The organism is Paenibacillus sp. sgz302114, assembly GCF_056120345.1.
The window spans coordinates 451,533-474,551 of the sequence record NZ_JBVYOI010000004.1; the positions used below are offsets into that span (position 1 = coordinate 451,533).

Annotated in this window: 23 protein-coding genes and 1 pseudogene; 20 read left to right on the top strand and 4 right to left on the bottom strand. The window is 43.5% G+C overall.

The annotated features are described in order from the left end of the window. Positions 1 to 76: 76 nt before the first annotated feature. The gene (gene rsiV / locus AC0LWF_RS14160) at positions 77 to 955 is read right to left on the bottom strand and encodes an anti-sigma-V factor RsiV (protein ID WP_474652171.1); all 879 of its coding nucleotides are present in this window, start codon (positions 953 to 955) and stop codon (positions 77 to 79) included. Continuing rightward, entirely contained in the window at positions 948 to 1,463 is a 516-nt protein-coding gene (sigV, locus tag AC0LWF_RS14165) for an RNA polymerase sigma factor SigV (protein WP_474652172.1), read from the bottom strand. Before sigV ends, rsiV begins: the two co-directional genes overlap by 8 nt. Positions 1,464 to 1,847: 384 nt before the next feature. Between sigV and AC0LWF_RS14170 the strand changes: the two genes are divergently transcribed. From AC0LWF_RS14170 to AC0LWF_RS14215, 10 genes are all read left to right on the top strand, one after another. Continuing rightward, positions 1,848 to 2,036, top strand: a complete 189-nt coding sequence (locus AC0LWF_RS14170) for a hypothetical protein (protein WP_474652173.1) — start codon at positions 1,848 to 1,850, stop codon at positions 2,034 to 2,036. A gap of 173 nt (positions 2,037 to 2,209) precedes the next feature. Beyond that, positions 2,210 to 3,226: an SDR family oxidoreductase gene (locus AC0LWF_RS14175; RefSeq protein ID WP_474652174.1), complete on the top strand. Its 1,017-nt coding sequence runs from the start codon at positions 2,210 to 2,212 to the stop codon at positions 3,224 to 3,226. 103 nt (positions 3,227 to 3,329) lie between these two features. Continuing rightward, positions 3,330 to 4,073, top strand: coding sequence for a histidine phosphatase family protein (locus tag AC0LWF_RS14180; protein WP_474652175.1), 744 nt, complete (start codon positions 3,330 to 3,332; stop codon positions 4,071 to 4,073). A gap of 39 nt (positions 4,074 to 4,112) precedes the next feature. Further along, on the top strand, positions 4,113 to 4,958 hold the full coding sequence (locus tag AC0LWF_RS14185) for a phytanoyl-CoA dioxygenase family protein (RefSeq protein ID WP_474652176.1): 846 nt from the start codon (positions 4,113 to 4,115) through the stop codon (positions 4,956 to 4,958). A gap of 537 nt (positions 4,959 to 5,495) precedes the next feature. Next, the gene (locus AC0LWF_RS14190; protein WP_474652177.1) at positions 5,496 to 6,356 is read left to right on the top strand and encodes a DUF6454 family protein; all 861 of its coding nucleotides are present in this window, start codon (positions 5,496 to 5,498) and stop codon (positions 6,354 to 6,356) included. Between the two features lie 139 nt (positions 6,357 to 6,495). Continuing rightward, positions 6,496 to 6,708: a CDGSH iron-sulfur domain-containing protein gene (locus AC0LWF_RS14195; RefSeq protein WP_474652178.1), complete on the top strand. Its 213-nt coding sequence runs from the start codon at positions 6,496 to 6,498 to the stop codon at positions 6,706 to 6,708. 106 nt (positions 6,709 to 6,814) lie between these two features. Beyond that, on the top strand, positions 6,815 to 7,084 hold the full coding sequence (locus AC0LWF_RS14200) for a DUF2642 domain-containing protein (protein ID WP_474652179.1): 270 nt from the start codon (positions 6,815 to 6,817) through the stop codon (positions 7,082 to 7,084). Between the two features lie 70 nt (positions 7,085 to 7,154). Continuing rightward, positions 7,155 to 7,352: a stalk domain-containing protein gene (locus AC0LWF_RS14205; RefSeq protein ID WP_474652253.1), complete on the top strand. Its 198-nt coding sequence runs from the start codon at positions 7,155 to 7,157 to the stop codon at positions 7,350 to 7,352. Between the two features lie 272 nt (positions 7,353 to 7,624). Further along, positions 7,625 to 8,719 (top strand): L-dopachrome tautomerase-related protein, encoded by a 1,095-nt coding sequence (locus AC0LWF_RS14210; protein WP_474652254.1) that lies wholly within the window; start codon positions 7,625 to 7,627, stop codon positions 8,717 to 8,719. 741 nt (positions 8,720 to 9,460) lie between these two features. Further along, the gene (locus AC0LWF_RS14215; protein WP_474652180.1) at positions 9,461 to 10,603 is read left to right on the top strand and encodes a zinc-dependent alcohol dehydrogenase; all 1,143 of its coding nucleotides are present in this window, start codon (positions 9,461 to 9,463) and stop codon (positions 10,601 to 10,603) included. Here AC0LWF_RS14215 and AC0LWF_RS14220 read toward each other — a convergent pair. Then, positions 10,557 to 11,024 (bottom strand): annotated as a pseudogene (locus AC0LWF_RS14220) (transposase); the annotation flags it as partial. The gene AC0LWF_RS14215 and the pseudogene AC0LWF_RS14220 overlap by 47 nt on opposite strands. A gap of 300 nt (positions 11,025 to 11,324) precedes the next feature. Between AC0LWF_RS14220 and AC0LWF_RS14225 the strand changes: the two are divergent. After that, positions 11,325 to 11,582: an ATP-binding cassette domain-containing protein gene (locus AC0LWF_RS14225; RefSeq protein WP_474652181.1), complete on the top strand. Its 258-nt coding sequence runs from the start codon at positions 11,325 to 11,327 to the stop codon at positions 11,580 to 11,582. Between the two features lie 117 nt (positions 11,583 to 11,699). Here the strand turns inward: AC0LWF_RS14225 and AC0LWF_RS14230 are convergent, their stop codons facing one another. Further along, positions 11,700 to 12,359 carry a C40 family peptidase gene (locus AC0LWF_RS14230; RefSeq protein WP_474652182.1) on the bottom strand — a complete coding sequence of 220 codons (660 nt, stop codon included), beginning with the start codon at positions 12,357 to 12,359 and terminating at the stop codon, positions 11,700 to 11,702. Between the two features lie 310 nt (positions 12,360 to 12,669). Here AC0LWF_RS14230 and AC0LWF_RS14235 point away from each other — a divergent pair, with 310 nt between their 5' ends. The 9 genes from AC0LWF_RS14235 to AC0LWF_RS14275 all read left to right on the top strand — a co-directional run bounded on the left by AC0LWF_RS14235 (position 12,670) and on the right by AC0LWF_RS14275 (position 22,876). Next, positions 12,670 to 13,872 carry a COG4705 family protein gene (locus AC0LWF_RS14235; RefSeq protein ID WP_474652183.1) on the top strand — a complete coding sequence of 401 codons (1,203 nt, stop codon included), beginning with the start codon at positions 12,670 to 12,672 and terminating at the stop codon, positions 13,870 to 13,872. Between the two features lie 117 nt (positions 13,873 to 13,989). Then, positions 13,990 to 15,678: a DUF6044 family protein gene (locus AC0LWF_RS14240; RefSeq protein WP_474652184.1), complete on the top strand. Its 1,689-nt coding sequence runs from the start codon at positions 13,990 to 13,992 to the stop codon at positions 15,676 to 15,678. Between the two features lie 88 nt (positions 15,679 to 15,766). Further along, positions 15,767 to 16,732 (top strand): glycosyltransferase family 2 protein, encoded by a 966-nt coding sequence (locus AC0LWF_RS14245; RefSeq protein WP_474652185.1) that lies wholly within the window; start codon positions 15,767 to 15,769, stop codon positions 16,730 to 16,732. Then, entirely contained in the window at positions 16,713 to 17,165 is a 453-nt protein-coding gene (locus AC0LWF_RS14250; protein ID WP_474652186.1) for a GtrA family protein, read from the top strand. Before AC0LWF_RS14245 ends, AC0LWF_RS14250 begins: the two co-directional genes overlap by 20 nt. Then, positions 17,149 to 18,597: a hypothetical protein gene (locus AC0LWF_RS14255; protein WP_474652187.1), complete on the top strand. Its 1,449-nt coding sequence runs from the start codon at positions 17,149 to 17,151 to the stop codon at positions 18,595 to 18,597. Before AC0LWF_RS14250 ends, AC0LWF_RS14255 begins: the two co-directional genes overlap by 17 nt. Positions 18,598 to 18,842: 245 nt before the next feature. After that, a complete protein-coding gene (locus tag AC0LWF_RS14260) occupies positions 18,843 to 20,201 on the top strand; it encodes a sensor histidine kinase (protein WP_474652188.1) in 1,359 nt (452 codons plus the stop codon). Next, on the top strand, positions 20,198 to 20,884 hold the full coding sequence (locus AC0LWF_RS14265) for a response regulator transcription factor (protein WP_474652189.1): 687 nt from the start codon (positions 20,198 to 20,200) through the stop codon (positions 20,882 to 20,884). The genes AC0LWF_RS14260 and AC0LWF_RS14265 overlap by 4 nt, the downstream gene beginning before the upstream one ends. A gap of 347 nt (positions 20,885 to 21,231) precedes the next feature. Then, complete coding sequence (gene bacA, locus AC0LWF_RS14270) at positions 21,232 to 22,062, top strand: undecaprenyl-diphosphate phosphatase (protein ID WP_474652190.1); 831 nt, start codon at positions 21,232 to 21,234, stop codon at positions 22,060 to 22,062. Positions 22,063 to 22,081: 19 nt separating this feature from the next. Continuing rightward, complete coding sequence (locus AC0LWF_RS14275) at positions 22,082 to 22,876, top strand: COG4705 family protein (protein WP_474652191.1); 795 nt, start codon at positions 22,082 to 22,084, stop codon at positions 22,874 to 22,876. Positions 22,877 to 23,019: the final 143 nt, after the last annotated feature.

The following is a 23,019-nucleotide window of genomic DNA, read 5'->3' on the forward strand; positions in this document are numbered from 1 at the left end:
TAAACTTATTGTGGTTTGCACATAGCTATGACGGGCAACCACATCAGAAAGTTTGGAAGAATTCTTCGAGACTGAATTATTTTACGTATTCATGATTAACAAGATCATGAACTAATAGCTCCGTTGGTATAACGAATTCGACAATGCCCATTGATCCGGGAGCGACAGCGTACTTATCGAAGGAAATGACCAGTTTGCTTTCCTGATTAATATAGAAGTTTTGATCCTTCTCAATCGTTCTGAAATTCATGTCCGACTCTTGCTGACCATTTCCGGAAACCCAGAAGAATGCGTTCTTGTCTTGTTTCATTCTCGATAGCATCTGCTCCTTAATGTTATTGCTGATGATCTCGATATACCGGTCGTCTGTAAATAGACTCGGCAGCTTAATGAGTACATGGTTCACTTTGTCGACTGTATCGTATTTGAATGTGGTGGAGGAGGAACCCACAGTATTCGTGACATAGCGCCCAACGGATAACAGGCGATCCGTATCCGTTTTGACAACATAACCGCTTTCCACCCCAGCTTCTCCACCGCCGGCTTTCTTCAGATCTTCCACTTCCGCCATAAATTCAACGTAAAGCCGTTTGCTCTCTGCAGAATATTTGACGTTCAACTGTTGTTCTAAGAACTTGTCGCCTAGATCGGTAATTGCCGGCACTTGAATATGGGCTTTATAGGTTGGTTCTTCAACCTTGTATTCGCGGATAGTAAGCACTTTAGCAAGAGGGCCGATTACTGGCCACTTCGAAGATGCATTCGCAAACGAAGGACTTATGTTTAACGCGGAAATAAACAAGGTAACAATTGCTGCCGCAGCAGCGATCCATCGAATTCTCAGCGCCTTCTTATGAAGATGATTACGAAATGCTTCATCCACAATAATGTCCAGACCCTCGGGGACAGGTATTTCTCTATATTGTCGCTTCAGTTCGGTCATCTTGTTAACCATTGCCATCCACCTTATTCAAGTTTTCATCGTTCATGAACAAGCGCAATTTTCGAATAGCTTCGTATAATCGCGTCTTGATCGTATTGACATTTTCGTTTAAGACCTGGGCGATTTCTTCAATTTTCATGTCTTCGAAGTAGCGCAGCACGACAACGCTTCGATAGAGAGGAGGGAGCAAATTCATTGCAGACTCCAAATCAAAGTCCATATAAGCATCATTTGAGCTGAGCCCAAAGGTTTCGAGCGTCTCCTCGTCTAGCGTAACAACGTTTTTCTTCTTTCTCAAAAAGTCTAACGCAGCGTTTATGACGATGCGATAAAACCAGCTCTTCGCCTGGGAAACATCTTTGAGTGACTTTGAAGCGGCTAGAGCTTTCTGAATGGCTTCTTGAATAATGTCCAGCGCGTCATCGGGATTTCTGACGTATGTATATGCCAAACGATAAGCGTTATCTTTGTGTTGTAAGATGCATTGCAGCACTTCCTTTGAAGAAGGGGAAGCAAACATGATGAATTAACTCTCCTTTACGATAAGGGCCGTAATTCTAAGACGTACACGGCTAGCAAAAAGTTTGGCGTGGATGTATTTACCTTGAGTTTGTGCTTAAGCCCAAATAGAGACTGACAGAGACTAAAATTTCTAACGTTGCAATTGCTATTTCTAAAGAGTTCTCATGGGTTATAGATGAGGACCGGGGATTGAACTAACGGGTAACGATAATTCAGATGAAACCGCCCCCTACGGCGGTTATTTTGTTATTTCCAGCCGGTTCATAATGCCCAACTGTCAACCCGATGCTAATGTTGGTATTGGTGGAAGATAAACCAATGCTTTTTCATAAAGCCGAGGAAGTTCCTGTTAGAGATCGATAGAATCGATGGAGGCTACAAAATGAAGATGTTCCTGTTATGGTTGGCGCTTCTTGTGATTGGTGCTTGTTTATGTGGAGGCGCTGAAGTCCTTCACGCAAAAACAAAAGGTAGAAAGGGCGGCATTTCCTGGCTCGGAAGATTTGTAGCGAGGTTATTTAGGGCTTTAGCAAAAATCGTCAGCGCCATTTTATATGCATTTTCTCCATGAACAGTTGCTTTAAGAAAGAGGCTTATATAAGAATCCGCCGAAGGAATACGATAAGTAATGGCAAGTTTTATTCACGCTAAAGGAGTAATGAATCCAAAAGAGAATACTAGTAATGTCTAACTATGTACGATAAGGTCATGAGCGATACTTTTCATAATTTGCGGAGGTGTGATATGAAAGCATTATTTATTGGAGGTACGGGAACGATTAGTTCGGCAATTACAAAGCAGTTATCGGATGAAGGGTGTGAACTGTATCTCCTGAATAGAGGCAATCGAAACGAGGACCTTCCGGCTAACGTAAATATCCTTCAAGCGGATATCAACGACGAAGATACAGTATCGCAGCTAATCAGTAACTTGAACTTTGATGTCGTGGCGGATTTTATCGCGTTTCATCCCGCGCAGTTGGAGAGAGACTTCCGTTTGTTCCACGGTAAGACGAAGCAGTTTATTTTTATTAGTTCCGCTTCTGCTTACCAAAAGCCTCTATCAGATTATCGCATTACAGAAAGCACTCCACTTTCTAATCCCTATTGGGAATATTCCAGAAACAAGATCGCTTGCGAAGACTTTTTGATGAAGAAATACCGGGATGTTGGGTTTCCCGTTACAATCGTAAGGCCTAGTCACACCTATGATGAACGGTCCATACCACTTGGCGTGCATGGAAAAAATGGAAGTTGGCAGGTAGCCAAACGCATGCTGGAAAACAAACCTGTTATTATCCATGGTGACGGAACTTCCCTTTGGACGATGACTCACAATAGCGATTTTGCAAAAGGCTTTATCGGTTTAATGGGTAATATTCATGCAATTGGGGAATCCGTTCACATCACTTCCGATGAAACGGTTACTTGGAATCAAATCTACGGGGCAATAGCCGATGCTCTTGGGGTAAAGCTTCAAGCGGTCCATGTTTCATCTGAGTTTCTGGCAGCCTGCAGTAAACAGGATTATCGTGGCGGGTTAATTGGAGATAAGGCTAACTCCGTTGTCTTTGATAATTCTAAGCTGAAAAGACTAGTTCCAGGTTTTGCAGCAACAATACGCTTTGACCAAGGAATTAAGCGTACTGTGGATTACATAATAGCCCATCCTGAACATCAGAAAGAAGATAATGAATTCGATATTTGGTGCGATAAGGTGATTCATGTGTTGCAGAAGGCTGCAGCATCCATGTCAGAATAGCTCCTTCATCAAAGCGGAATAAATATCTCAAGTTCAAAGTAGCGCGTACGATAGCAAACCATACCGAGGCACTCTATAACCAATAGGAGGTCTACGAACACCAATGTCGATGCGGCTCTATTTAGTCAGACATGCCCAGCCTGCGGATCAAGAACCGAATTATCCCGGCCATCCGAACTCTCCGCTTGGGCAACGCGGTCTAGCTCAGGCAGCATTTGCGGGGGAGCAATTTGCAAACTGGGGACGCTTGGATGCGATCTACTCCAGTTCTTTACAGCGGGCGCTGCAAACGGCGGAAGCGATTTACAAAAGGCAACCAGAGGTTCCTTGGCATGTGTGGCCAATCCTGTGTGAAACAGATCGTAGAGGCTGGCCAGCGATGCGTCAATTGGAGCTGGAAGGGACATACAAGGCCCACTTAGATCATGCAACTGCAATAAAAGAGGCTCAAAGTGAGCATTATCCAAGGCTGTCGCAACTGGGAAACGTATATCAAGGGGCTCAGGCAAGCCAGCTATTTGATTGGCCGGACGTATGGCAGGGAAGATTGGAAGCAGACACACGGGAGAAAACCTATGAACGGGCTAGACTGTCGATAGAGGCTCTACGTAAGACATACGAAGGGGAGGATGCCCGCATCGCCGTTGTATGTCACGCTGCATTTGGTTCCGTCTTTCTCAACGTACTACTGGGATGCGAGCCGTGTGACCATAACCGTTTCGCCTTCTCGCATGCTTCAATTGCGCGGGTCGATGTTGAGGATGATGGAGCGGTAAGCCTTCGAATGGTTAACTACGTGGGCCATTTACCGCATGACATGATTACTGAAGGCATTGAAGATTTGTAGAAGACACTTGAGGCCGCAAAAGGGGAAGGAAGAGGACTCATGACAACAATTATTTCGAAGGAAAAACGTGAACAATTACTCACACAAGGGTATTGTATCATCCCCGATGTGCTCGATCCGTCCTTGCTTCATACAATCCGGCAAGTAACAGAAGAATTGCTTGCTCAACAATCGGCGGAGGAAAGTAAACGACAGCGTTCGACGGGCAGTATGATAAGTGTAAGTGTGGATCCTGTTTTCGCAGAATTAATTGCGTGGCCGAAAGCTTTAGAAGGACTGGCGTCTCTAGGGTATGACGACCCCAAATTCACAAGTGGGTATGTAATCAGTAAACCGCCGCAAAGTCCCCGATTATTCTGGCATTATGACTATGCATGTTGGGATGATCCAAACGGATTCGGTGAAGTGCCCCAGCAATTATTCCTTATGTATTATCTGGTTGATACAACACCAGAAAACGGTTGTTTGCGTGTCATCCCTGGTTCGCATATTAAAGACAATCCGCTTCATGCTGAGCTAGAAGAAGCTCATTCGAGACAATTGGCTGAAGCATCCAATCTGGAGCTGCCAGCATTCTCCCTTCGTCCAGATGAAATAAATGTGGAAGTAAAAGCAGGTGATTTGGTCATCGGAGATTCCAGAATATTACACGCTTCACATTCCAATGAATCAAATGAACGCAGAACAGTAATTACGTTATGGTTCCATCCAGATATGCATGCTCTAACTGAACCTGTTCAGGGATTTATTGCGGGGATGTCGACTAAGGTTCCTGAGCATTGGCCTCAGGCTGCAAAAGACATGATGGCACCATTATTGGCACGATATGATGGAGATGTAGAACCGTTGAAATGGAATCGCCATCGTCCCGCAAGAGGATGTTGATAGCTGCACTGGGCTCACCAATTCCTGTTCATGTCGGGTGATAAAAACATGATCTCATAAATACAAAAAGCCGCGATTTTCGCGGCTTTTTGTACAAAAGTAACGCAGAAACGTTATACATAATATAACTCCGTAATAAAGCAAGTGGATCACCCCCATGATCCAAGGATTTAGGATGAACAAACAGGTACAGGAGAAAGACTTTGCGGGTCTTCCATTATGGTTATATAAAACGATGTCCTTTGTTGTAGGTGGTTTGATGATTTTTATTGGACTGAGATTTTTAAAGTTGTAGCACCCAGTAATTAATTCTCGAAAGATAGTAGATCAAGAACCTCTGAGATTGAAACGGCATATCCTAAGCTTTCAAGTCTTCGAACAGAATTCCTGACAACGGCAGCTTGCTTATTTATCTAGAAAGAAATGTATGTGGACCTAGGCGAAGATTATTTTGATGCGATGGCACGTTAGATTTCGTATTCGCTTTAAAGAATGACATATATTTCGATTTACGACTTAGTGAGGAGTGACTTGATTATGACTAACCAACAACTCATAGACCAGTTTCAAAAAGTATCAAGAGACACAAAGTGGGAGTTGAAAAATAAGTTTGATTTACAATTTAATAACTGTCACTCGCAAGGCATGGTTCGAATCGGGGACTTGTTTTATTTATCCTCAGTCGAACTTATCGAATGGCCTGCTAGATATGAGCAGCCTTGGGACGGTTATGATCGTACCCCCGGAAGAGGAATTGGCCATCTTTTTGTTTTTGACGGACAGGGAATGCTTGTTCATGATTTGCACTTAGGAGAAGGGGATATTTACCACCCCGGCGGCATCGATTTTGATGGCTGTCATATATGGATGCCTGTTGCCGAATACCGGCCTAACAGTCAAACTATTATTTACAAAATAGATCCTCATTCAATAAAAGCAGAAGAATCGTTCCGGTTCAATGATCACATCGGAGGGCTGGTACGCGATGGTCAACAAGGAAAACTTATCGGCAATAGCTGGGGTTCGCGCAAGTTCTATGAATGGAACCCAAACGGAGAGCTTTTGTTAATGAAGACAAACTCGAGCCACTATGTGGACTATCAAGATGGGCAATATGTAGGCGATGGCAAAATGATTTTAAGCGGGGTATCCGAGCTGCCACATCCTGCCGGAATCAATTCCAACTCTTACGAGCTAGGGGGTATGGCCCTGATAGAGACGAAAACGTTAGAAACGATTCATGAAGCGCCCATTACTGTAGTTTCTCCGCAAGGTAATGTCATTACTCGTAATCCAATGTTCATTGAGAGCGCTGATCAAGAGTTGCGGCTATACGCTGTGCCAGATGACGATCGCGGGTCATTACTGATATACGAAACTACCAATTTGCGGAATTGATTAAGGGCTGCGAAAATCGCGGCTTTTTTATTTATGGGATCGAGTCCTTGTCAAAACCAAACTTATAGCAGGTGCTCGTCTTTTTCCAACGATCGCTGGATATACTTGTATTAACTTAGTATACATAGGAGGTAATCTCATGGAAGAAAGCAAAGTGACGATAAAAGTGAACGACAACGGATCACTTCGGTTAACAGGGCAGGTCGAATTAGTTGATGCAGAAGGCAACCTGTTCGAGCACAAAGAATCGTTCTCGCTATGTCGGTGCGGAGCATCGGGCAACAAGCCGTTCTGCGACGGCACGCACAAGTCGATCAACTTCGAAAGCGCACCGAGAGCGAAGAAGGCTTAACGAACTGATGGGCACGTTAAGCTCCGATAGGGGAGCGATCGCCCAATCCCCCAAATGGGCAGCTGCATATGATGAGTTCGAACCTACTTAAAGGAGTGGTCACATTTTGTACCAATATCAACCAACACAGGTTAGTCCAACACAAGTTAGCCCTGCTCAGGTCGGTCCGAACCAAGTGTATACCGTTTCGTCAATTGACCCCTATGTCGTAGAAGCTCTTCGTCGTTTAATCGGCCACTGCGTCTTATTAGAGACAACACGAGGAGCCATTGAAGGAACTATCATCGACGTCAAGCCCGATCATGTGCTGCTTCAGCTCCACACCCGTCAAGCATGCGTGCGCATCGCGGAGATTGTTTGGACGATGCCTTTATAAAATTAATAAGCAGTCCATTCTAACTAAGGATGGACTGCTTTTTCATGTCAGGTGACAAGAACTTGATCCCATTAAGTTCACCGAAGTATCCAAAACGGCTCTGGTGGCTGGAAAGGCAGTTACACTGACAATTGCGCCGGAAACAAAGAACGGACGCTTGATGCTGCCTCTGAGGACATTAGGAGACGCACTAGGTACAGCGGTTAAATGGGATGCGGGGGATCAGCAAGCCACGTGGCGCGAGTTGTCGAAAATTGTAAGAGGATAAGAACATATATCCATTAGATTCCGCGTAAAACGCGGTTTTTATATTTTATGGATACAACTTCTTGTCCTTTTCAAAAGACAAGAAGTTGTATTGTTTAGACCGCAAAGAGTTATACACACAAACCAGACTAGCAGCAATAAATTTCGTTCGATGTCCATGACCATAGCTTGTATAAAGGGGTTCCCGTAATAATATTTTATTATCCAGGCAATTGAACCACATTCAGTCATATAAATAGGTAATAGCAGTTCGAACCTGTTGAGGAGGATTTTATACAAGTGATGTTACCGAGTGAAAAGTATTTCGGTAAGTTTGAGGCCGTTTTTTTATTTTACGGAGCCATGCCTACAGGCGTTGCTGTTTCTGAAACCGGGCGTATTTTCATTTGCTTTCCGAAATGGGGAGACGACGTTAAATTTACGGTGGCTGAAATCGTTCACGATACATTACAGCCTTATCCTAGTTTAGACGCTAATGTGGTAAGCCCATCGAATATCACAACGTCCCTCATTAGTGTCCAAAGTGTCGTTGCTGATGGAAATGGTACGCTTTGGATATTGGATACGGGAGCTCCTAATTTCTCAGAACCCATCAAAGGGGGGGCGAAGTTAGTCGCTGTAGATTTAAATTCAAATACTATAAGAAGGGTATATACATTTACGGAAGATGTTGTCCTGCCAACCACATATCTGAATGATGTCCGAGTTGACTTCCGTGTTGGTAAAGCAGGTTATGCTTATATAACGGATTCGTCTTCCCGAGGACCAGGAGCCATTATTGTCGTTGATTTAGAAACCGGTTATGCCTGGAGACGGTTAAACGGAGCACATTCAACTTCGCCCGATCTCTGTCTCTTACCGAAAGTTGAAGGTAAAGTACTGATGAATCGAAACAAAGACGGATCCACTTCACCTTTTAGATTGGCATCCGATGGCATAGCGATTTCCCCGGATGGCAAGATGTTGTATTTTTGTCCTCTCTCCAGTCGTCATCTGTACTCGATTTCAACGGAATCCCTAAGAGACCGAACAATACCGGATATGAATTTACAGTATCACGTGAAGTATTGGGGAGAAAAAGGTGCTTCAGATGGAATGATCACCGATGCAAAAGGAAACGTTTACGCTGGAGACTATGAAAACAATAGTATTCGAAAGATATTGTCGGATGGAATAATGGAAACCATCGCACATGATCCGAGAATTTTATGGCCGGATACTTTTTCTATTGGTCCAGACCAATACTTATATTTCATTGTCAATCAATTACATCGGCAGTCAAGATTTCATTATGGATATGACCTGCGGCAGAAGCCTTACAGTTTACTCCGTATGAGAATAGACGAACAACCTGCTTCTACCTTTTAGTAAATATCTCGCTTTCAAAGTTGACCGGCAGCCTTCGAATGTTCCGCTAACGGATACTATAGCATTCATGTTTGGTTAATATATTTATTGAAATCATTCGTTGAGAATTGTTAAATGAGCCGCAATAAACCGCAATAAACCCGGTCATGTAGACCGGGTTTATTGCAGCTCATCCTATTTTACTGTCCCATATCTGTTTTATTTCGATTATTTTTGCGCATTTGGTTTTCCTTGATCGTTCGGGTTGTTAGATCGTGACTGACTTTTCTTTGGGTTGTGGTCCTGTTTGGCTTTAGTGCTCATTATTGCTCACCTCCTAAGTTATATTCATAAAAAGTATTTCAATAATCGGATATCCTTATTAGAAAATGGATGTATCGCATTGGATGATTTCCCAACGAAAGTTAAGTTTCAATGATTCACGAAAGACAAAAGGCTGAGTCACCCTACATTTGCATCGTTTATTGTATGAAGCTGCCTGAGATGCAGCTTTTTTTATTTGCCCATCTTGCAGCCTCCGGACAAAACGATCGGCTGCCCCCTAATAACGTGAGGGCACGAGATAACACATGAAAGTAACCACCTTAAGCTTTGTTATTTTGAGTATAGCCTTTCTCGCATGTGGTAATGATCCATTCATGCCAACCATTTCTCCGGCCATTCGATCTGCAACATTAATGATTGTCCAAGGCGATAAAAGGGAATGCTTTTGACGTTATTATCAAAGGAAGAGGTGGCATTATGAAGGCTTTAACTTATCAAGGAATGAAAAAAGTGAAGGTAAAAGAAGTGGAGGATGCCAGACTTAGCAAAGCAGACGATGTTCTTGTACGTATAACGACAACAACCATCTGTGGTTCGGATTTGCACATTTACAATGGCGAAATTCCCAATATGCCGGATAATTTCATCATCGGTCACGAACCTATGGGAATCGTTGAGGAGGTTGGGAAAGAGGTTACACGTGTCAAAAAAGGAGATCGTGTAATCATTCCCTTTAATGTCGCCTGCGGTCAATGCTGGTACTGTAACCATCAACTCGAAAGCCAATGCGACAATTCAAACGAATTTCTACATGGTGACACAGGTGGCTATTTCGGTTATTCCGAAACCTATGGCGGATACGCAGGCGGACAAGCTGAGCTTATGCGCGTGCCGTTTGGTAATTTCATTCCTTTCAAGGTTCCTGAGGACGCGGAGATGGAAGACGAGAAGATATTGTTTCTATCCGATATTGTTCCAACTGCTTACTGGAGCATTGACAACGCCGGAGTAAAACAAGACGACACCGTCATTATTCTTGGTTGCGGGCCTGTTGGTCTTCTGGCGCAAAAATTCGCATGGCTAAAAGGTGCAAAAAGGGTCATTGCCGTGGATCATGTAGACTATCGTTTGGAGCATGCTCGGAAGACCAATAAAGTAGAAGCGTTCAACTTCAAGGAAAAGGATGATCTTCTTGGCCATTTGCAGGAAATAACAGCAGGTGGAGCGGACGTCGTGATCGATGCAGTAGGGCTGGATTCCGAGAAGACGCTCTTGGAAAAAGTGGAAACGCTGCTCAAGCTTCAAGGAGGTGGACTCGGTGCATTTCGAATGGCGACAAAGTTAGTCCGCAAAGGTGGCACAATCCAAGTAACCGGGGTGTATGGAATGAATTACAATTTCTTCCCTTTCGGCGATTTGTTTGCACGTAACATAACAGTGAAATTGGGGCAAGCGCCGGTTATCCATTACATGCCGGAACTTTATCGACAAATAAAAGTTGGTGTGTTCGATCCAACTGATATTATCAGTCACCGGATCAGCCTGAACGAAGCTGAGCACGGGTATAAAATCTTCAATAATAAAGAGGAAAACGCGATGAAAATAATTTTGAAACCGTAAAACTTATTAGCGGGATTTTCATGGGTGAAAGAACGTGATTCCTATAAAAAATCCAGTGGATTAACTTATTTACGCAAGCAATACGGCTACTTTAAACGGCCTGCCTTCGGCACGCTTCATCTCGTAATAGGCTTTGAGCTTCTGGTTACGCGAGCTGAGTAAACCGCAGCGTACGGCCAGATATAAGGTTGTTCATTGCCTTCGTGAACCGCGTTTGGTAATCGAGTTTCGAGTGGCTGTAAACTTGCCGGAAGAGCAAACGCTTGGATCCACAACGGCAAATGCGACTCAGCCAGAATTGTTGCAGCAATTCTGGTGCCAAAATGCCGGGTATCGATTGGATCAACTCATACTCATGTAATTCTGCAGCCAGAGCATCTATCGACTGTTCGAGTTTAGCCAGATGCTCTTGGTACTGTAGATGACCTCGTCATTCGGAGCGCGGACACGGGCGACGTCGACACGATACGTGATGTCTATCGCCGAGCTTCGCAGACAAACTTAGCCGACCACGCTCTAATCGCCGCTCATCCCGAGTGGCTCGTGTTGAGTCCCACGGGCAGGAACGTTCGATCCCCGGCTACCGCAATCTTACGACCACATAAAAATGAGGTCGACCAGTAAGTTCTGGTGACCTCATAATACGAATGGGCAGGATAATGCTGTGATCTTAAGGATAAACTTGGTTAAAGAGCACATTGTTTTAGAGGATATGAAGTGCTTGGAAACTGAGCAAATCAATAATAAAATCAATGAAATTGCGAATACAATTCGCAATCTCCGAACGAAGAGCGTTGTTATCGTTGGACCAAACGCTTGTGGCAAATCAACTTTACTCCGTAAGCTCTCCAAACTGCTTAAGCCTACTGAGGGACAGGTTTTATTGGACGGGAAAGGAATCTCATCTTATAAGTCCAAGGAAGTTGCCCGCAAGCTTGATTCCTTATCCGGTAAAACATGTTCCATTCGCGAAGTCTGATTCAAAGTTTATGCCTACAGCGCTTAAAACGGCCACGACATTTGGCGATTTATTAAACACGGAAGTAGGGAATCTTGTGTGCGTTATGTTCTTCATAAACATGAGATCATTTTCTATTTAGTTGTCTTCTTGACCCTGATCCTCATGGTAATGACCATGGCTCGTCGTAGTTCCGACATGAGTTGGCCGAGAGGGTTTTACAGGTTGAACCGGAATCGAAGGAGTACTAGGCTGAACTGGCTGAGTTACATTCGCACCACTTGAATCACCGGGTAAGATATGACGAGCCGTAACAAACGTATGATCCCATGTGCTACCTGCAAAATTAGAAATCGTTACACCAATGCCGACACGATAAGTCTGCAGTAACTTTCCATCTCCAATATATAGACTGACGTGGTTAATGACGCCATCGCGATTTGTATCAGAGAAGACCAAGTCACCTGGCTGCAGCTGATTCTTCGCAACCGGTATACCTACCGTAGCTTGCTGTCTAGATGAACGAGGCAGATTAACACCATTTTGCTTATAGATATATTGGATGAAAGATGAACAGTCGAATGTACTGGTCTGTCCGGATTTCGCACCAAATTTATAAGGTACGCCTAAAAATTGTTTACCTGTCGTAATAACATTATCCACTACCGAATTACTTGCAGTTGCAGCGTGTGTTGTCTGAGGTTTGTATAGAATACTTCCCGTAAGTGCGATTGACAAGCTCAACGTAATCCCAATTAACTTTTTTGATGCGCGATTAATTCGAAATGTATGAATCATGTAGATTGCCTCCAGTGCAATTCATATTAGGCTGTGTTCGTTGCCTGGAGACACTATATCACAGAGAATTTCGCCTACGGATTCCCAATTAGCCGGATAACCCTTTAAATCCAATAGATAGAATGAGTTTGTTAGAATGATATGAGAAAATACTCATATATAAAGTTGAAAAAGAGTCATGACTGCGGTCATGTCCTTTCTTTTATATACAGACCTAGCAATTATGAAGAATTTAATCACCACTTAAGATTTTTTTTATAGTTATCGTTTAATCTACGAATGTTCACAACGTTCAAAAAGGGGGAATAAGATGACAGCAAATCAGAACCAACTCAAATCATTGCTAAGCAAGGTGCCGGAAGTTACGGTTTTCTTCTGGATCATCAAGGTATTATGTACGACAGTGGGAGAAACCTTTTCGGATTTCTTAAATGTTAACCTCGGATGGGGATTAACGCTCACGACCTTCATTATGGGCATAGCGTTTGCAATTGTATTGTATCTTCAATTCAAAGCTACGAAGTATGTACCTTTCATTTACTGGCTAACCGTCGTCTTAATAAGCGTATTTGGTACGCTTGTTACCGATAATCTAACGGATTCTATGGGCGTGCCGCTTGAACTCAGTACGATCGTCTTCAGCGCACTGCTCGCTCTAACTTTCCTGTTCTGGTACCTAAGTGAAAAGACGCTATCCATCCATTCCATCTTCACGAGAAGAAGAGAAGCCTTCTATTGGCTTACCATTCTGTTCACATTTGCACTTGGAACTGCAGTAGGAGATCTCTACTCCGAACAGCTTGGCCTTGGTTACTTAAAAACGGGAATCACCGTTGTTATCATCATTGCTGCAGTGTTTGTGGCATGGAAGCTGAAGCTTAATGAAATCCTAGCCTTCTGGGTCGCATATATCCTAACTCGTCCGCTGGGTGCTTCACTTGGCGATTACTTATCACAATCGAAGAAAAACGGCGGCCTTGAGTTAGGTACAACAGGTACAAGCATCATATTCCTTATCGCAATCGTCGCCATAATCGTATTCCTAGCCATAAGTAAGATGGATATTATCATGAAGAATGATTCCATACCAACAGCCAAAGCAAATGGCAGCCACAAAAACGTGCTTACTCAAACTGTCGCTGTACTTTGTGTATTTTTGGTTCTAGGCATTGGCGGCTATTACTGGTGCAATACTAACATCGTGCCAAAAGTCGATTCATCGCAAACGACGTTGAGTGGACAATTAAATGACTTTATTGCAATCGAGAACGATATGGTTACTGCAGTCAATGCGAGTGATTTTGCGAAAGCGAAATCAAGAGCGGATGATCTGGAGCATGATTGGGATGTTGCTCAGGCGAAGCTCCGCAAGATCGATCGAAAAATGTGGACGCAAATCGATGGAACGATAGATGATGTGCTAGCAGCCAATCGATCAAAGAGCCCTAGTGCGGACAAGTGCAAGACCGTACTTGATGAGTCGCTCCAAGCTTTGAACGAAGCAAATAAATAACCGGCTTTAAACGTTATACAGGAGAAAAAGCCGCATGAACTGCGGCTTTTTCTCCTATTCATGTAGATCGAGCGAGTACGATTGACAGCAACCGGCATCAAGTGGGGGAAGACGTCTATGCAGCAATTATCAGCAAAGTTATCTCGAGAAAAACGCTCAGTCCTTGCTGCTTTATTTATTATCCTTTTATATTTGTCGCCGCTTTATCTTCTAGGTGACAACGCTACGATTCGTGTTCACGATAATTTAGATTCCAATATTGCGTGGTATAAGGTGCTTCTACAAAGTAACGAACTGTTTGGTTCCCTCCATGCTGTTATTCCCCAAGTCATAAATGGATTACCTCGAGGTGCTTACGGAACAGAATTTAGCGGAATCGTGTGGCTGCATGCTGTGTTCCCAACGATGTTCGCCTATGCGCTCAGCCAGAGCATAACGAGGGTTGTAGCATTTCTTGGTATGTATCTGTTACTTAAAAAACATTTCGTTCAGAGCAAGCAAGCGACGTATATTCGAGTGGGAGTTTCACTTGCGTTCGCCCTGACACCTTTCTGGCCTTCAGGCATGTTAAGCACCTTAGGTCAACCTCTCGCGTTGTGGGCATTCATGAACATACGCAAACGCGAAGCTTCTTGGCGAGAGTGGATGATTATTACCGTACTGCCGCTATACTCGAGCTTCGTATTAGGTTTTTTCTTCTTCTTAACGGCAGTAGGTTGCCTCTGGTTATATGACCTAATCAAGAAAAGAGATTGGAATCTCAGACTCCTTGGCAGCATTGTATTCATGACGTTTATTTATCTTGCCATTGAGTATAGGCTGGTCTTTGGACTTGTACTATCGGATGCACCAAATAGCCGATTGGAGTTTGTAAACTCTACGCTTAGCATCTGGCAATCCATCTCTCTTGCTTTCGTGAATTTCGTCTTGGGACATGGACACGTATTAACGATGCATACATTGGTCATCCTGCCGATTCTGTTCATTGTGTTCCGAATTGTAATCAAACGCAAAGGGCGCCAAGAGAATAAACAATTTCTATTCTTACTTGTACTTAACTTTCTATTATCGGTTTGGTACGGCTTCTGGTATTACAAAGGATGGGAACCGTTAAAAGAGCAATTTAACTTACTGGATACATTTAATTTCGCTCGGTTTCATTTTCTACGGCCGCTTGTCATCTATTTAGGGTTTGCTATTGGACTTCAAATCCTATGGAGAATGGGAACGAAATGGAAGAAGTGGGTACGCCTCAGTCTTGTTCTGCAACTCATCATTCTATTTGCGAGTAATGACGAAATCGTTTATCGGGTCTACGGAGAGCCGACGGTCAAACAGTTCTATGCGGTCGACCAGTTCAGAGAAATTAAAGATTACATTAGCCAACCACAGGACACTTATCGAGTAGCAAGTATCGGGCTGCACCCTGCAATTGCTCAATATAACGGCTTTTTCACACTTGATACCTACAACAACTACTATCCTCTCGCTTACAAACACGAGTTTCGTCAAATTATTGCGAAGGAATTAGATAAAAGTCAGGATCTTAAAACGTACTTTGATGATTGGGGAGGCAGATGTTATTTGTTCGTAAGTGAATTGGGACAGAATTATGAATATAAGAAGAATTCGACCGTGCAGATCCATCATCTAGAGTTGAATATAGATGTGTTCAAGCATATGGGCGGCAGATATATATTTTCAGCTGTGCCCATCACGAATGCCAATGAAGATGGTCTGCAATTATTGAAAACCTTTGATAATGCGGATTCAGCATGGAGAATTTATTTATATGAAGCAAGGTAATGAGTTCTGGACTGACTTAAGAATTTATTAATTATTTTGAGATAGCATCTTAATTGCATAAGCGCTGTCGCAGGAAGGAAGTGTGTAGTTGGATAAGCCCGCTTTAGCCATCGTGGTCCCATGTTATAACGAGAGAGACGTGCTGCGTGAAACAGCCACCCAACTCAAAGAGGTGTTGATTGCACTTATTGGTGAGGGACTCATTTCGTCAAATAGCAAGATTGTATTCGTCGATGATGGAAGCAGAGACGAGACCTGGCGTTTGATCGAGGGAGAGAAGTGTGGAAGTGATTACATTTCAGGGGTCAAGCTGTCTCGAAATTTCGGTCATCAAGGGGCGCTCCTGGCTGGCATTCACTCAGCAAAGCTATGGTACGACTGCGTTATTACCATCGATGCCGACTTGCAAGATGATATCAGTGTCATTCGTGATTTCGTCATTGAATATCAGAATGGCGCAGAGATTGTATATGGGGTACGCAAAAGCAGAACCACAGATTCCTTCTTCAAGCGAGCAACGGCACAAGCTTACTATAAATTCATGCGTAAGCTTGGGATTGACCTGATCTATAACCATGCCGATTTCAGGTTAATGAGTAAGCGGGCAGTTCGTGTGCTTGAGGATTTCGAAGAGCGTAATATGTTTCTTCGCGGCATTGTACCGATGTTAGGTTTTAAGAGCGAAGTCGTTTATTACGATCGTAAAGTACGTTTCGCAGGAGAAACCAAATATCCGTTGAAGAAAATGGTGGCATTCGCATTTAATGGTCTGACATCATTCAGTATTGTTCCGATTCGGCTCGTATCAATCATTGGCGTATTGTCATTCTGTTTAAGCTTTCTGACCGGAGTGTATGCACTGATTCAGAAATTGCTTGGCCATACCGAATCAGGCTGGACATCCATCATCATTTCTGTATGGATCATAGGCGGCCTGATGCTAATGAGTGTGGGGCTCATCGGTGAATATATTGGCAAGATCTATTGGGAGACGAAGCGTCGGCCGTCATACATCATTGAGACGGATCTTACAAATGATGATCAACAATCATAATGGGCTGCTTGGAAAGCCGTTTATCAGATTTTTAATCATCGGCGTATTTAATACGCTAGTCGGGCTTAGTGTCACATATGGAGCTTTGCATCTGCTCGCATTTTCCTATTGGGGATCTACATTTACAGGTAATTCGGTAGGGGCTGTTGTAAGTTACATGCTGAACAAGAGGATTACATTCAACAATCGCGGTAAAGTCCCCCGAACGTTCTTGCTGTTTGTTGTTGTAATCCTTTTCTGCTACGTTTCTTCTTATTATATTGGACTCAAAGCTGTACAGATGACAGGGAAGCAATTGCTGCATATGAGCGAGAATTATTCTAAGGATGTCGCTGTGATGATCAGCACAGGGTTGTATACTATACTCAATTATTTCGGACAAAAGCTTATTGTGTTCCGGGAAACGGAGAATGAACATGAAGCTTCGAATTAAACAGAGATTACCAATTCTATACTTGCTCTTAGCTGTGATCGCTATTGTATTGATGTTCCCCAAAGAATCTTACAATGATCCGGATACGTTCTGGCATATTGAACTTGGCAACTATATGCTCAAACACCATACGGTACTCCATCATGCCATCCATACGTTCTATAATGATAAGCTTCCTTATGTACCTCATGAGTTCGGATTTCAATTAATAATTGCTGTGCTTTATAATACATTCGGTTGGCAAGGTACTTATTTGTTAACTGGTACTTGTCTATTCCTGCTCATTCGAGGTTTGTACAGGCTAACTCGTATCTCCCGCAAGGAGTTGGGACTTGGAGAGCATCACTTTTTGCTATTCGTTCTTGTAATGATCGTGTCGATATGCGTTTTTTATTTCTATTTTAAGACTCGACCGCAGATTATTTCTTCATGCTTAATCGTGTGGTTCTTCGTTTACTTGAGGGAGTTTAATCTCTCATTATCTAAACGATACGCATACGCAATGGTTGCCATATCGATTGGGATCGCTAATATTCATGCTGGCGTTTGGCTGGTTATTGCAGTATTCACCGCAATGGCTTTCGCGGAGTCCATTTTTGAGCGAAGTTTAAGCAAAGTAAAAGGTTGGACTTACCTGTCAATCATTGCGGTGGGATTCATTAATGTAGGCGGAACCGATAACATTCTGTACATATTCACGGTTACGAAGCACCACTTCAATTTGATGATTAACGAGTGGCAGCCCATAAATTTTGCGAGTCCAACCGAGCCAAGAACCATTCTGCTGCTTGTTTTTGCAAGTGTTTTGCCATTTGCCATACACCGTAAGTCATTTCGATTTATGCTGATGCTCGGCATTCTGTTCCTTGGCGTGTCGTCGTATAAGCAAAATTTGTTCATGTGGCTATTTGTTCCTTATTTCGCTGGTACAGTCGTAGAACTTATCCCTTATAACCAGATTGTTCAAATTCCGTTTAAGAAGGCATGGTTCATATTAGGTCTAGTCATCGGCCTCTCAGCAAATCTGGCGGTTGTATATATCTGGCCGCCAACCATAGATGATACGAAATATCCCGTCGCCGAAATGAACTATGTGATGTCGCAATCTTCTTCAGGTATTCGGCCAAAGGTGCTAGCTCCTTACGGCAGTTCGGGTTATGTCATGTCACATGGGGCAGATGTACTCTGTGATGGCAGACAGGATCCATTTGTTACGGATGCTTCCAAGGGAGTTTTCGGTTACACGGCATTCGAACGATCCATGAAAGGTTTCTCCGAGCTATTGCCCGATATCGTTCAGTACGATAAGCCTGACTATGTGTTAGTTAGGAAGAACGTCTCCAATCGCATGTACCAGAGCTGGTGCTCGGCTTTCGGGAATCCAGTATTCCAAGGGAAATATGGCAATGTGTTCCGAATTAAAGCGGTGTAGCTGTCAAACTTCGCACACTTACCAACGTAATTAATACATTCTTAAGAAATGGTTCATTAATAATTCAGAACCCTTTTGTATGCTTATTTAAGAATGAAGGAACTTACTTGGGCGAGGTGAACTGCTTCATGTCGATCCGATTGAAGTTATTGTTATCTTATGCAGCGATGCTTATCATACCTCTCATCTTAATTCTACTCATTACTTCATTGTTGCTCGTTTCATTAAGGGGGGATATGCCCTCGATGAAAGGAGCTTATGAATCAACGGAAAATATGTTTGACCACGATGTAGTTGACCATATAGCAAAGGGAATTTGGCGTTCTGTTCAACGCGATCCTGAGTTATTGACAGATCATTCGTACTTGGAAGAAATGACGGCAGAGCTTCATAAAACCGATGCCGGTTTGGTCATACGCAAGAATAATATTCTCGTTTATCATTCTGCCATTTTCGATCAAGCGTCAGATTTAACTTCCATTCTGCCGGCATATAAAGGGCCTGGTACGGTTACGCATGATATCCTCCGAAAATCCGGAAATGTGGATTATGAGATTATGCAGTTTGACCTGCGCAATGACATTGCTCAGAAGAGTTCATTATTTATCGTTCTTAAAATTAATCCGATCGTCTTTTTCATTCATCGATATTTTACGGTCATGTTCTTTACCTTGCTCGTCATCCTAATCGGCACGCACGTGCTTCTAACCACGTATATGTCGAAGAATATTATTAAACCACTTCAAGCTCTTCGGGGTGCAGCCCGCGAGATAAAGGATGGACGGTTGGACTTCACACTAGGCGTAGCACGTAAGGATGAAATCGGACAGCTGAGTACCGCATTCGAAGAGATGCGTTCTAGGCTGCAGGAGTCGCTTGAGGTTCAGAAACAATATGAGACGAACCGTAAAGAGCTAATTGCAAGCATATCACATGATTTACGAACGCCGCTCACTGCTATACGTGGTTATGTCGATGGCATCATTGAAGGAGTAGCAGATACGCCTGAGAAGAATCGCAAATATATGCAGACGATTGCCTTGAAAGCCGATGAATTGGACCACCTCATCAATGAACTGTTCTTATATTCAAAACTAGATCTTAATCGGCTGCCTTTCCAGTTTGAAACCGTCCACGTAGTGCCCTTTCTCAAAGATTGGACGGAGGAGCTTATGTTCGAACTGGAGAAGAAGGGAATTTCGCTTCTTACCGAGATAAACCTTGCTTCATCGATTTGCGTTACGATGGACCGAGACCATTTCAGGCGAGTTCTCAATAACGTTATTCAGAATAGTGAGCGCTATATGGACAAACCGGCCCCAATTATTCAGATTGCTGCTAATCAAGTCGAAGATTCAGTGGTTATAGAGCTAACAGATAACGGGTCAGGTATTGAACCGAAGGCGCTACAGCATATATTCGAACGCTTCTACCGCGTAGATGAATCACGTAATGCCAATACTGGCGGCAGCGGACTTGGCCTCGCGATCGCGAAACAGATCATGGAAGGCCACGGAGGCGGAATTGACGCGAGAAGTCAGTTATTCGAAGGGACGACAATTATTTTAACCATTCCCATAAAGCAAGGGGGGACAAGTGAATGAAAGCCATTTTATTAATTGAAGATGATCAAACCATCTCTGAGCTCCAGCGTGATTATCTTGAAATTAATGGATTCAAAGTCGATATCGCAGCAGATGGTGAGAAAGGACTTCATATGAGTTTAACGGGTTCATATGACCTGATCATCCTTGATTTGATGCTGCCCAAGATGAATGGATTTGATGTTTGCAAACGGATCCGGGAAAAGAAGAACATTCCCATTCTTATGGTTACGGCGAGACGAGAAGACATTGATGTCATCCGTGGGCTTGGACTTGGCGCGGATGATTATATCACGAAGCCGTTTAAACCAGCTGAGCTCGTCGCAAGAGTCAAAGCCCATCTTGCCAGGTATGACCGACTCACCAACTCGTACTTACCCAAGAATGATATTCAAATCCGGGGCTTATACATCGATCCAGATAAACGGAGTGTATTGGTAGATGAAGTGGAGACAGTACTAACCACCAAGGAGTTTGATTTATTGTACTTTTTGGCTTGTAACCCGAACCGCGTGTTCACCAAAGAGCATCTGTTTGAGCGAATCTGGGGAATCGATGCCATGGGGGACTTGCAAACGGTCACCGTGCATATCCGAAAAATTCGTGAGAAGATCGAGACTGAGCCTGCCAATCCCACCTACATTGAGACGGTATGGGGAGCCGGTTATAAATTTAAAGATTAAAATCGCAACTGACGCAGGAATGATGATTAACTATGCGGAAGCCTAATTATTCGGCTGGGCAAGGCCTGTGCCGCAATCGGATGTTAGCAAGTACGGGATCGCGCGAATGGCGAATATCAGTTGACGGATGCGCTGCTGCTTCGTTGAATAGGAGCATGCGGCGAAGTATTGGGGATGGTCCAGAAAGTCAGTGAGAACTGACTAGAGGACTCCCCTTCTTTGTATAAATAGGACAAGCTAATTAAGAAAAAGTTAAGAAACGGTTTATGGTTCGTTGAGGATTTGGTACTACACTAGCTAAGACGTGTTCATGATATTCACTTTTCGAAGGGAGCGTAATTAATTTTATGTTGCAATATGTAGATGCGGTTATTCAAGGCATTGTAGAAGGTCTAACCGAATTTTTGCCTGTCTCATCAACAGGTCATCTCATTCTTACTGGCAAATTACTTGGTTTCACTGGCGAGAAAGCAGATACGTTCGAGATCATCATCCAGCTTGGTGCAATTCTCGCCGTAGCCGTCATTTACTGGCGCCGAATTCTTAATCTTCTCGGCCTGATGCGGATTAAACCGGAGCTAGGGAATACGAACCCTCAGCAGCCAAATCACAAACTTAATCTGCTGCATGTCATTATCGCCTGTTTCCCAGCCATGGCGCTCGGGCTGATCTTGCACTCCTTTATTAAGGATTACTTGTTCTCTCCGTATACCGTTCTTATTGGTCTCGTGCTTGGCGGTGTGTTCATGCTGATCGGTCAGCGCAATCAAGCGGCTGTACAAGCTGAAGGAATGGACCAAATCACGTATAAACAAGCGCTGCAAATCGGCTTGTTTCAATGTTTGGCGCTATGGCCAGGCTTCTCGCGTTCAGGCGCAACGATTGCAGGCGGCCTGTTAACAGGGATCAGCTATAGAGCTGCAACGAATTTCTCATTCTTGATCGCCATTCCAATGATGTTCGCAGCAAGCGGTTATGAGCTGCTGAAAAGTTACGATACGCTGACTGCATCAGATGCCGGCTATTTTATTACAGGCTTTGTCGTTGCCTTTGTAGTCGCATTGCTTGCTGTCATTACATTCTTAAAGCTTCTCGAGAAACTTAAGCTTGCACCATTTGCCTATTACCGGTTCGTGCTTGCTGCCGTTTTCCTCGTATATCTAGTTATTAACGGCTAAAAAGAAAGAGGTGGACCTGGTGCCAAACCAAAAAACAAAATTGAAAGACGTATCGAAAGCAGTGTTCGCTAAAGTGCCGGAAATAACGCTATTCTTCTGGATTACAAAACTAATAACAACTGGAATGGGCGAAGTTGCTTCCGATTATCTGTTCGAGAAACTGAACCCGATATTCTCCGTTCCTGTCAGCCTCATTATCTTCATTGTAGCCATGATAATGCAGTTCAAAGTTCGCAAGTATGTGCCAGGTATCTATTGGCTCGTTGTTATCATGGTCAGCATCTTCGGCACAACAGCAGCTGATGCAATCCGAGTAGGTCTAGGCATCCCATATATCGCATCGACCGTATTCTTTGTTGCTGCGCTTGCTGCGATTCTCATCACTTGGTATGTAAAGGAAAAGACTCTCTCCGTTCATAGTATCAATACAAGAAGAAGAGAAGTCTTTTATTGGTTAACAGTTGTAACCACTTTCGCGCTCGGTACGGCTGCTGGTGATATGACAGCTAACAGTATGAACCTCGGTTATTTATCATCGGGTATTATGTTCTCCGTTATTCTTCTGGTCCCAGCAATTGGGTATTGGTTCTTTGGTTTAAAAGAAATTGCAGCGTTTTGGTTCGCTTATATTATGACGCGGCCTGTCGGTGCTTCATTCGCGGATTGGCTGTCGGCGGCTCACAGCAGCGGAGGACTTGGATACAGCAAGGGAGCCGTAACTTTCGTATTAACGGTGCTCATCGTTCTCCTTGTCATCATGAAAGGTGGAAAGCCCGCGGAAAGTTCAGACTTGGAAACCAAAATGGCAAGTTAAACATAGCTGTTAGGCGGATCGTGATTCGCTTAACAGCTATTTTCTTTGAAATGGGCTCATTTTGTTTTCATTCCTTAAATTTTTATGCCAATTATAGATGCCTGCAACGCACTGACTAGTGGCGAATACTGTAGTAACAACTA

What these genes read in the sequence shown, in the direction of transcription:
- AC0LWF_RS14180 (WP_474652175.1), top strand. Translation starts at nt 3,330, where the DNA reads ATGTCGATGCGGCTCTATTTAGTCAGACATGCCCAGCCTGCGGATCAA.
- AC0LWF_RS14215 (WP_474652180.1), top strand. Translation starts at nt 9,461, where the DNA reads ATGAAGGCTTTAACTTATCAAGGAATGAAAAAAGTGAAGGTAAAAGAA.
- AC0LWF_RS14195 (WP_474652178.1), top strand. Translation starts at nt 6,496, where the DNA reads ATGGAAGAAAGCAAAGTGACGATAAAAGTGAACGACAACGGATCACTT.
- AC0LWF_RS14255 (WP_474652187.1), top strand. Translation starts at nt 17,149, where the DNA reads ATGAAGCTTCGAATTAAACAGAGATTACCAATTCTATACTTGCTCTTA.
- rsiV (WP_474652171.1), bottom strand. Translation starts at nt 955, where the DNA reads ATGGTTAACAAGATGACCGAACTGAAGCGACAATATAGAGAAATACCT.
- AC0LWF_RS14190 (WP_474652177.1), top strand. Translation starts at nt 5,496, where the DNA reads ATGACTAACCAACAACTCATAGACCAGTTTCAAAAAGTATCAAGAGAC.
- AC0LWF_RS14185 (WP_474652176.1), top strand. Translation starts at nt 4,113, where the DNA reads ATGACAACAATTATTTCGAAGGAAAAACGTGAACAATTACTCACACAA.
- AC0LWF_RS14250 (WP_474652186.1), top strand. Translation starts at nt 16,713, where the DNA reads ATGATGATCAACAATCATAATGGGCTGCTTGGAAAGCCGTTTATCAGA.
- AC0LWF_RS14260 (WP_474652188.1), top strand. Translation starts at nt 18,843, where the DNA reads ATGAAAGGAGCTTATGAATCAACGGAAAATATGTTTGACCACGATGTA.
- sigV (WP_474652172.1), bottom strand. Translation starts at nt 1,463, where the DNA reads ATGTTTGCTTCCCCTTCTTCAAAGGAAGTGCTGCAATGCATCTTACAA.
- bacA (WP_474652190.1), top strand. Translation starts at nt 21,232, where the DNA reads ATGTTGCAATATGTAGATGCGGTTATTCAAGGCATTGTAGAAGGTCTA.
- AC0LWF_RS14265 (WP_474652189.1), top strand. Translation starts at nt 20,198, where the DNA reads ATGAAAGCCATTTTATTAATTGAAGATGATCAAACCATCTCTGAGCTC.
- AC0LWF_RS14175 (WP_474652174.1), top strand. Translation starts at nt 2,210, where the DNA reads ATGAAAGCATTATTTATTGGAGGTACGGGAACGATTAGTTCGGCAATT.
- AC0LWF_RS14170 (WP_474652173.1), top strand. Translation starts at nt 1,848, where the DNA reads ATGAAGATGTTCCTGTTATGGTTGGCGCTTCTTGTGATTGGTGCTTGT.
- AC0LWF_RS14230 (WP_474652182.1), bottom strand. Translation starts at nt 12,359, where the DNA reads ATGATTCATACATTTCGAATTAATCGCGCATCAAAAAAGTTAATTGGG.
- AC0LWF_RS14240 (WP_474652184.1), top strand. Translation starts at nt 13,990, where the DNA reads ATGCAGCAATTATCAGCAAAGTTATCTCGAGAAAAACGCTCAGTCCTT.
- AC0LWF_RS14235 (WP_474652183.1), top strand. Translation starts at nt 12,670, where the DNA reads ATGACAGCAAATCAGAACCAACTCAAATCATTGCTAAGCAAGGTGCCG.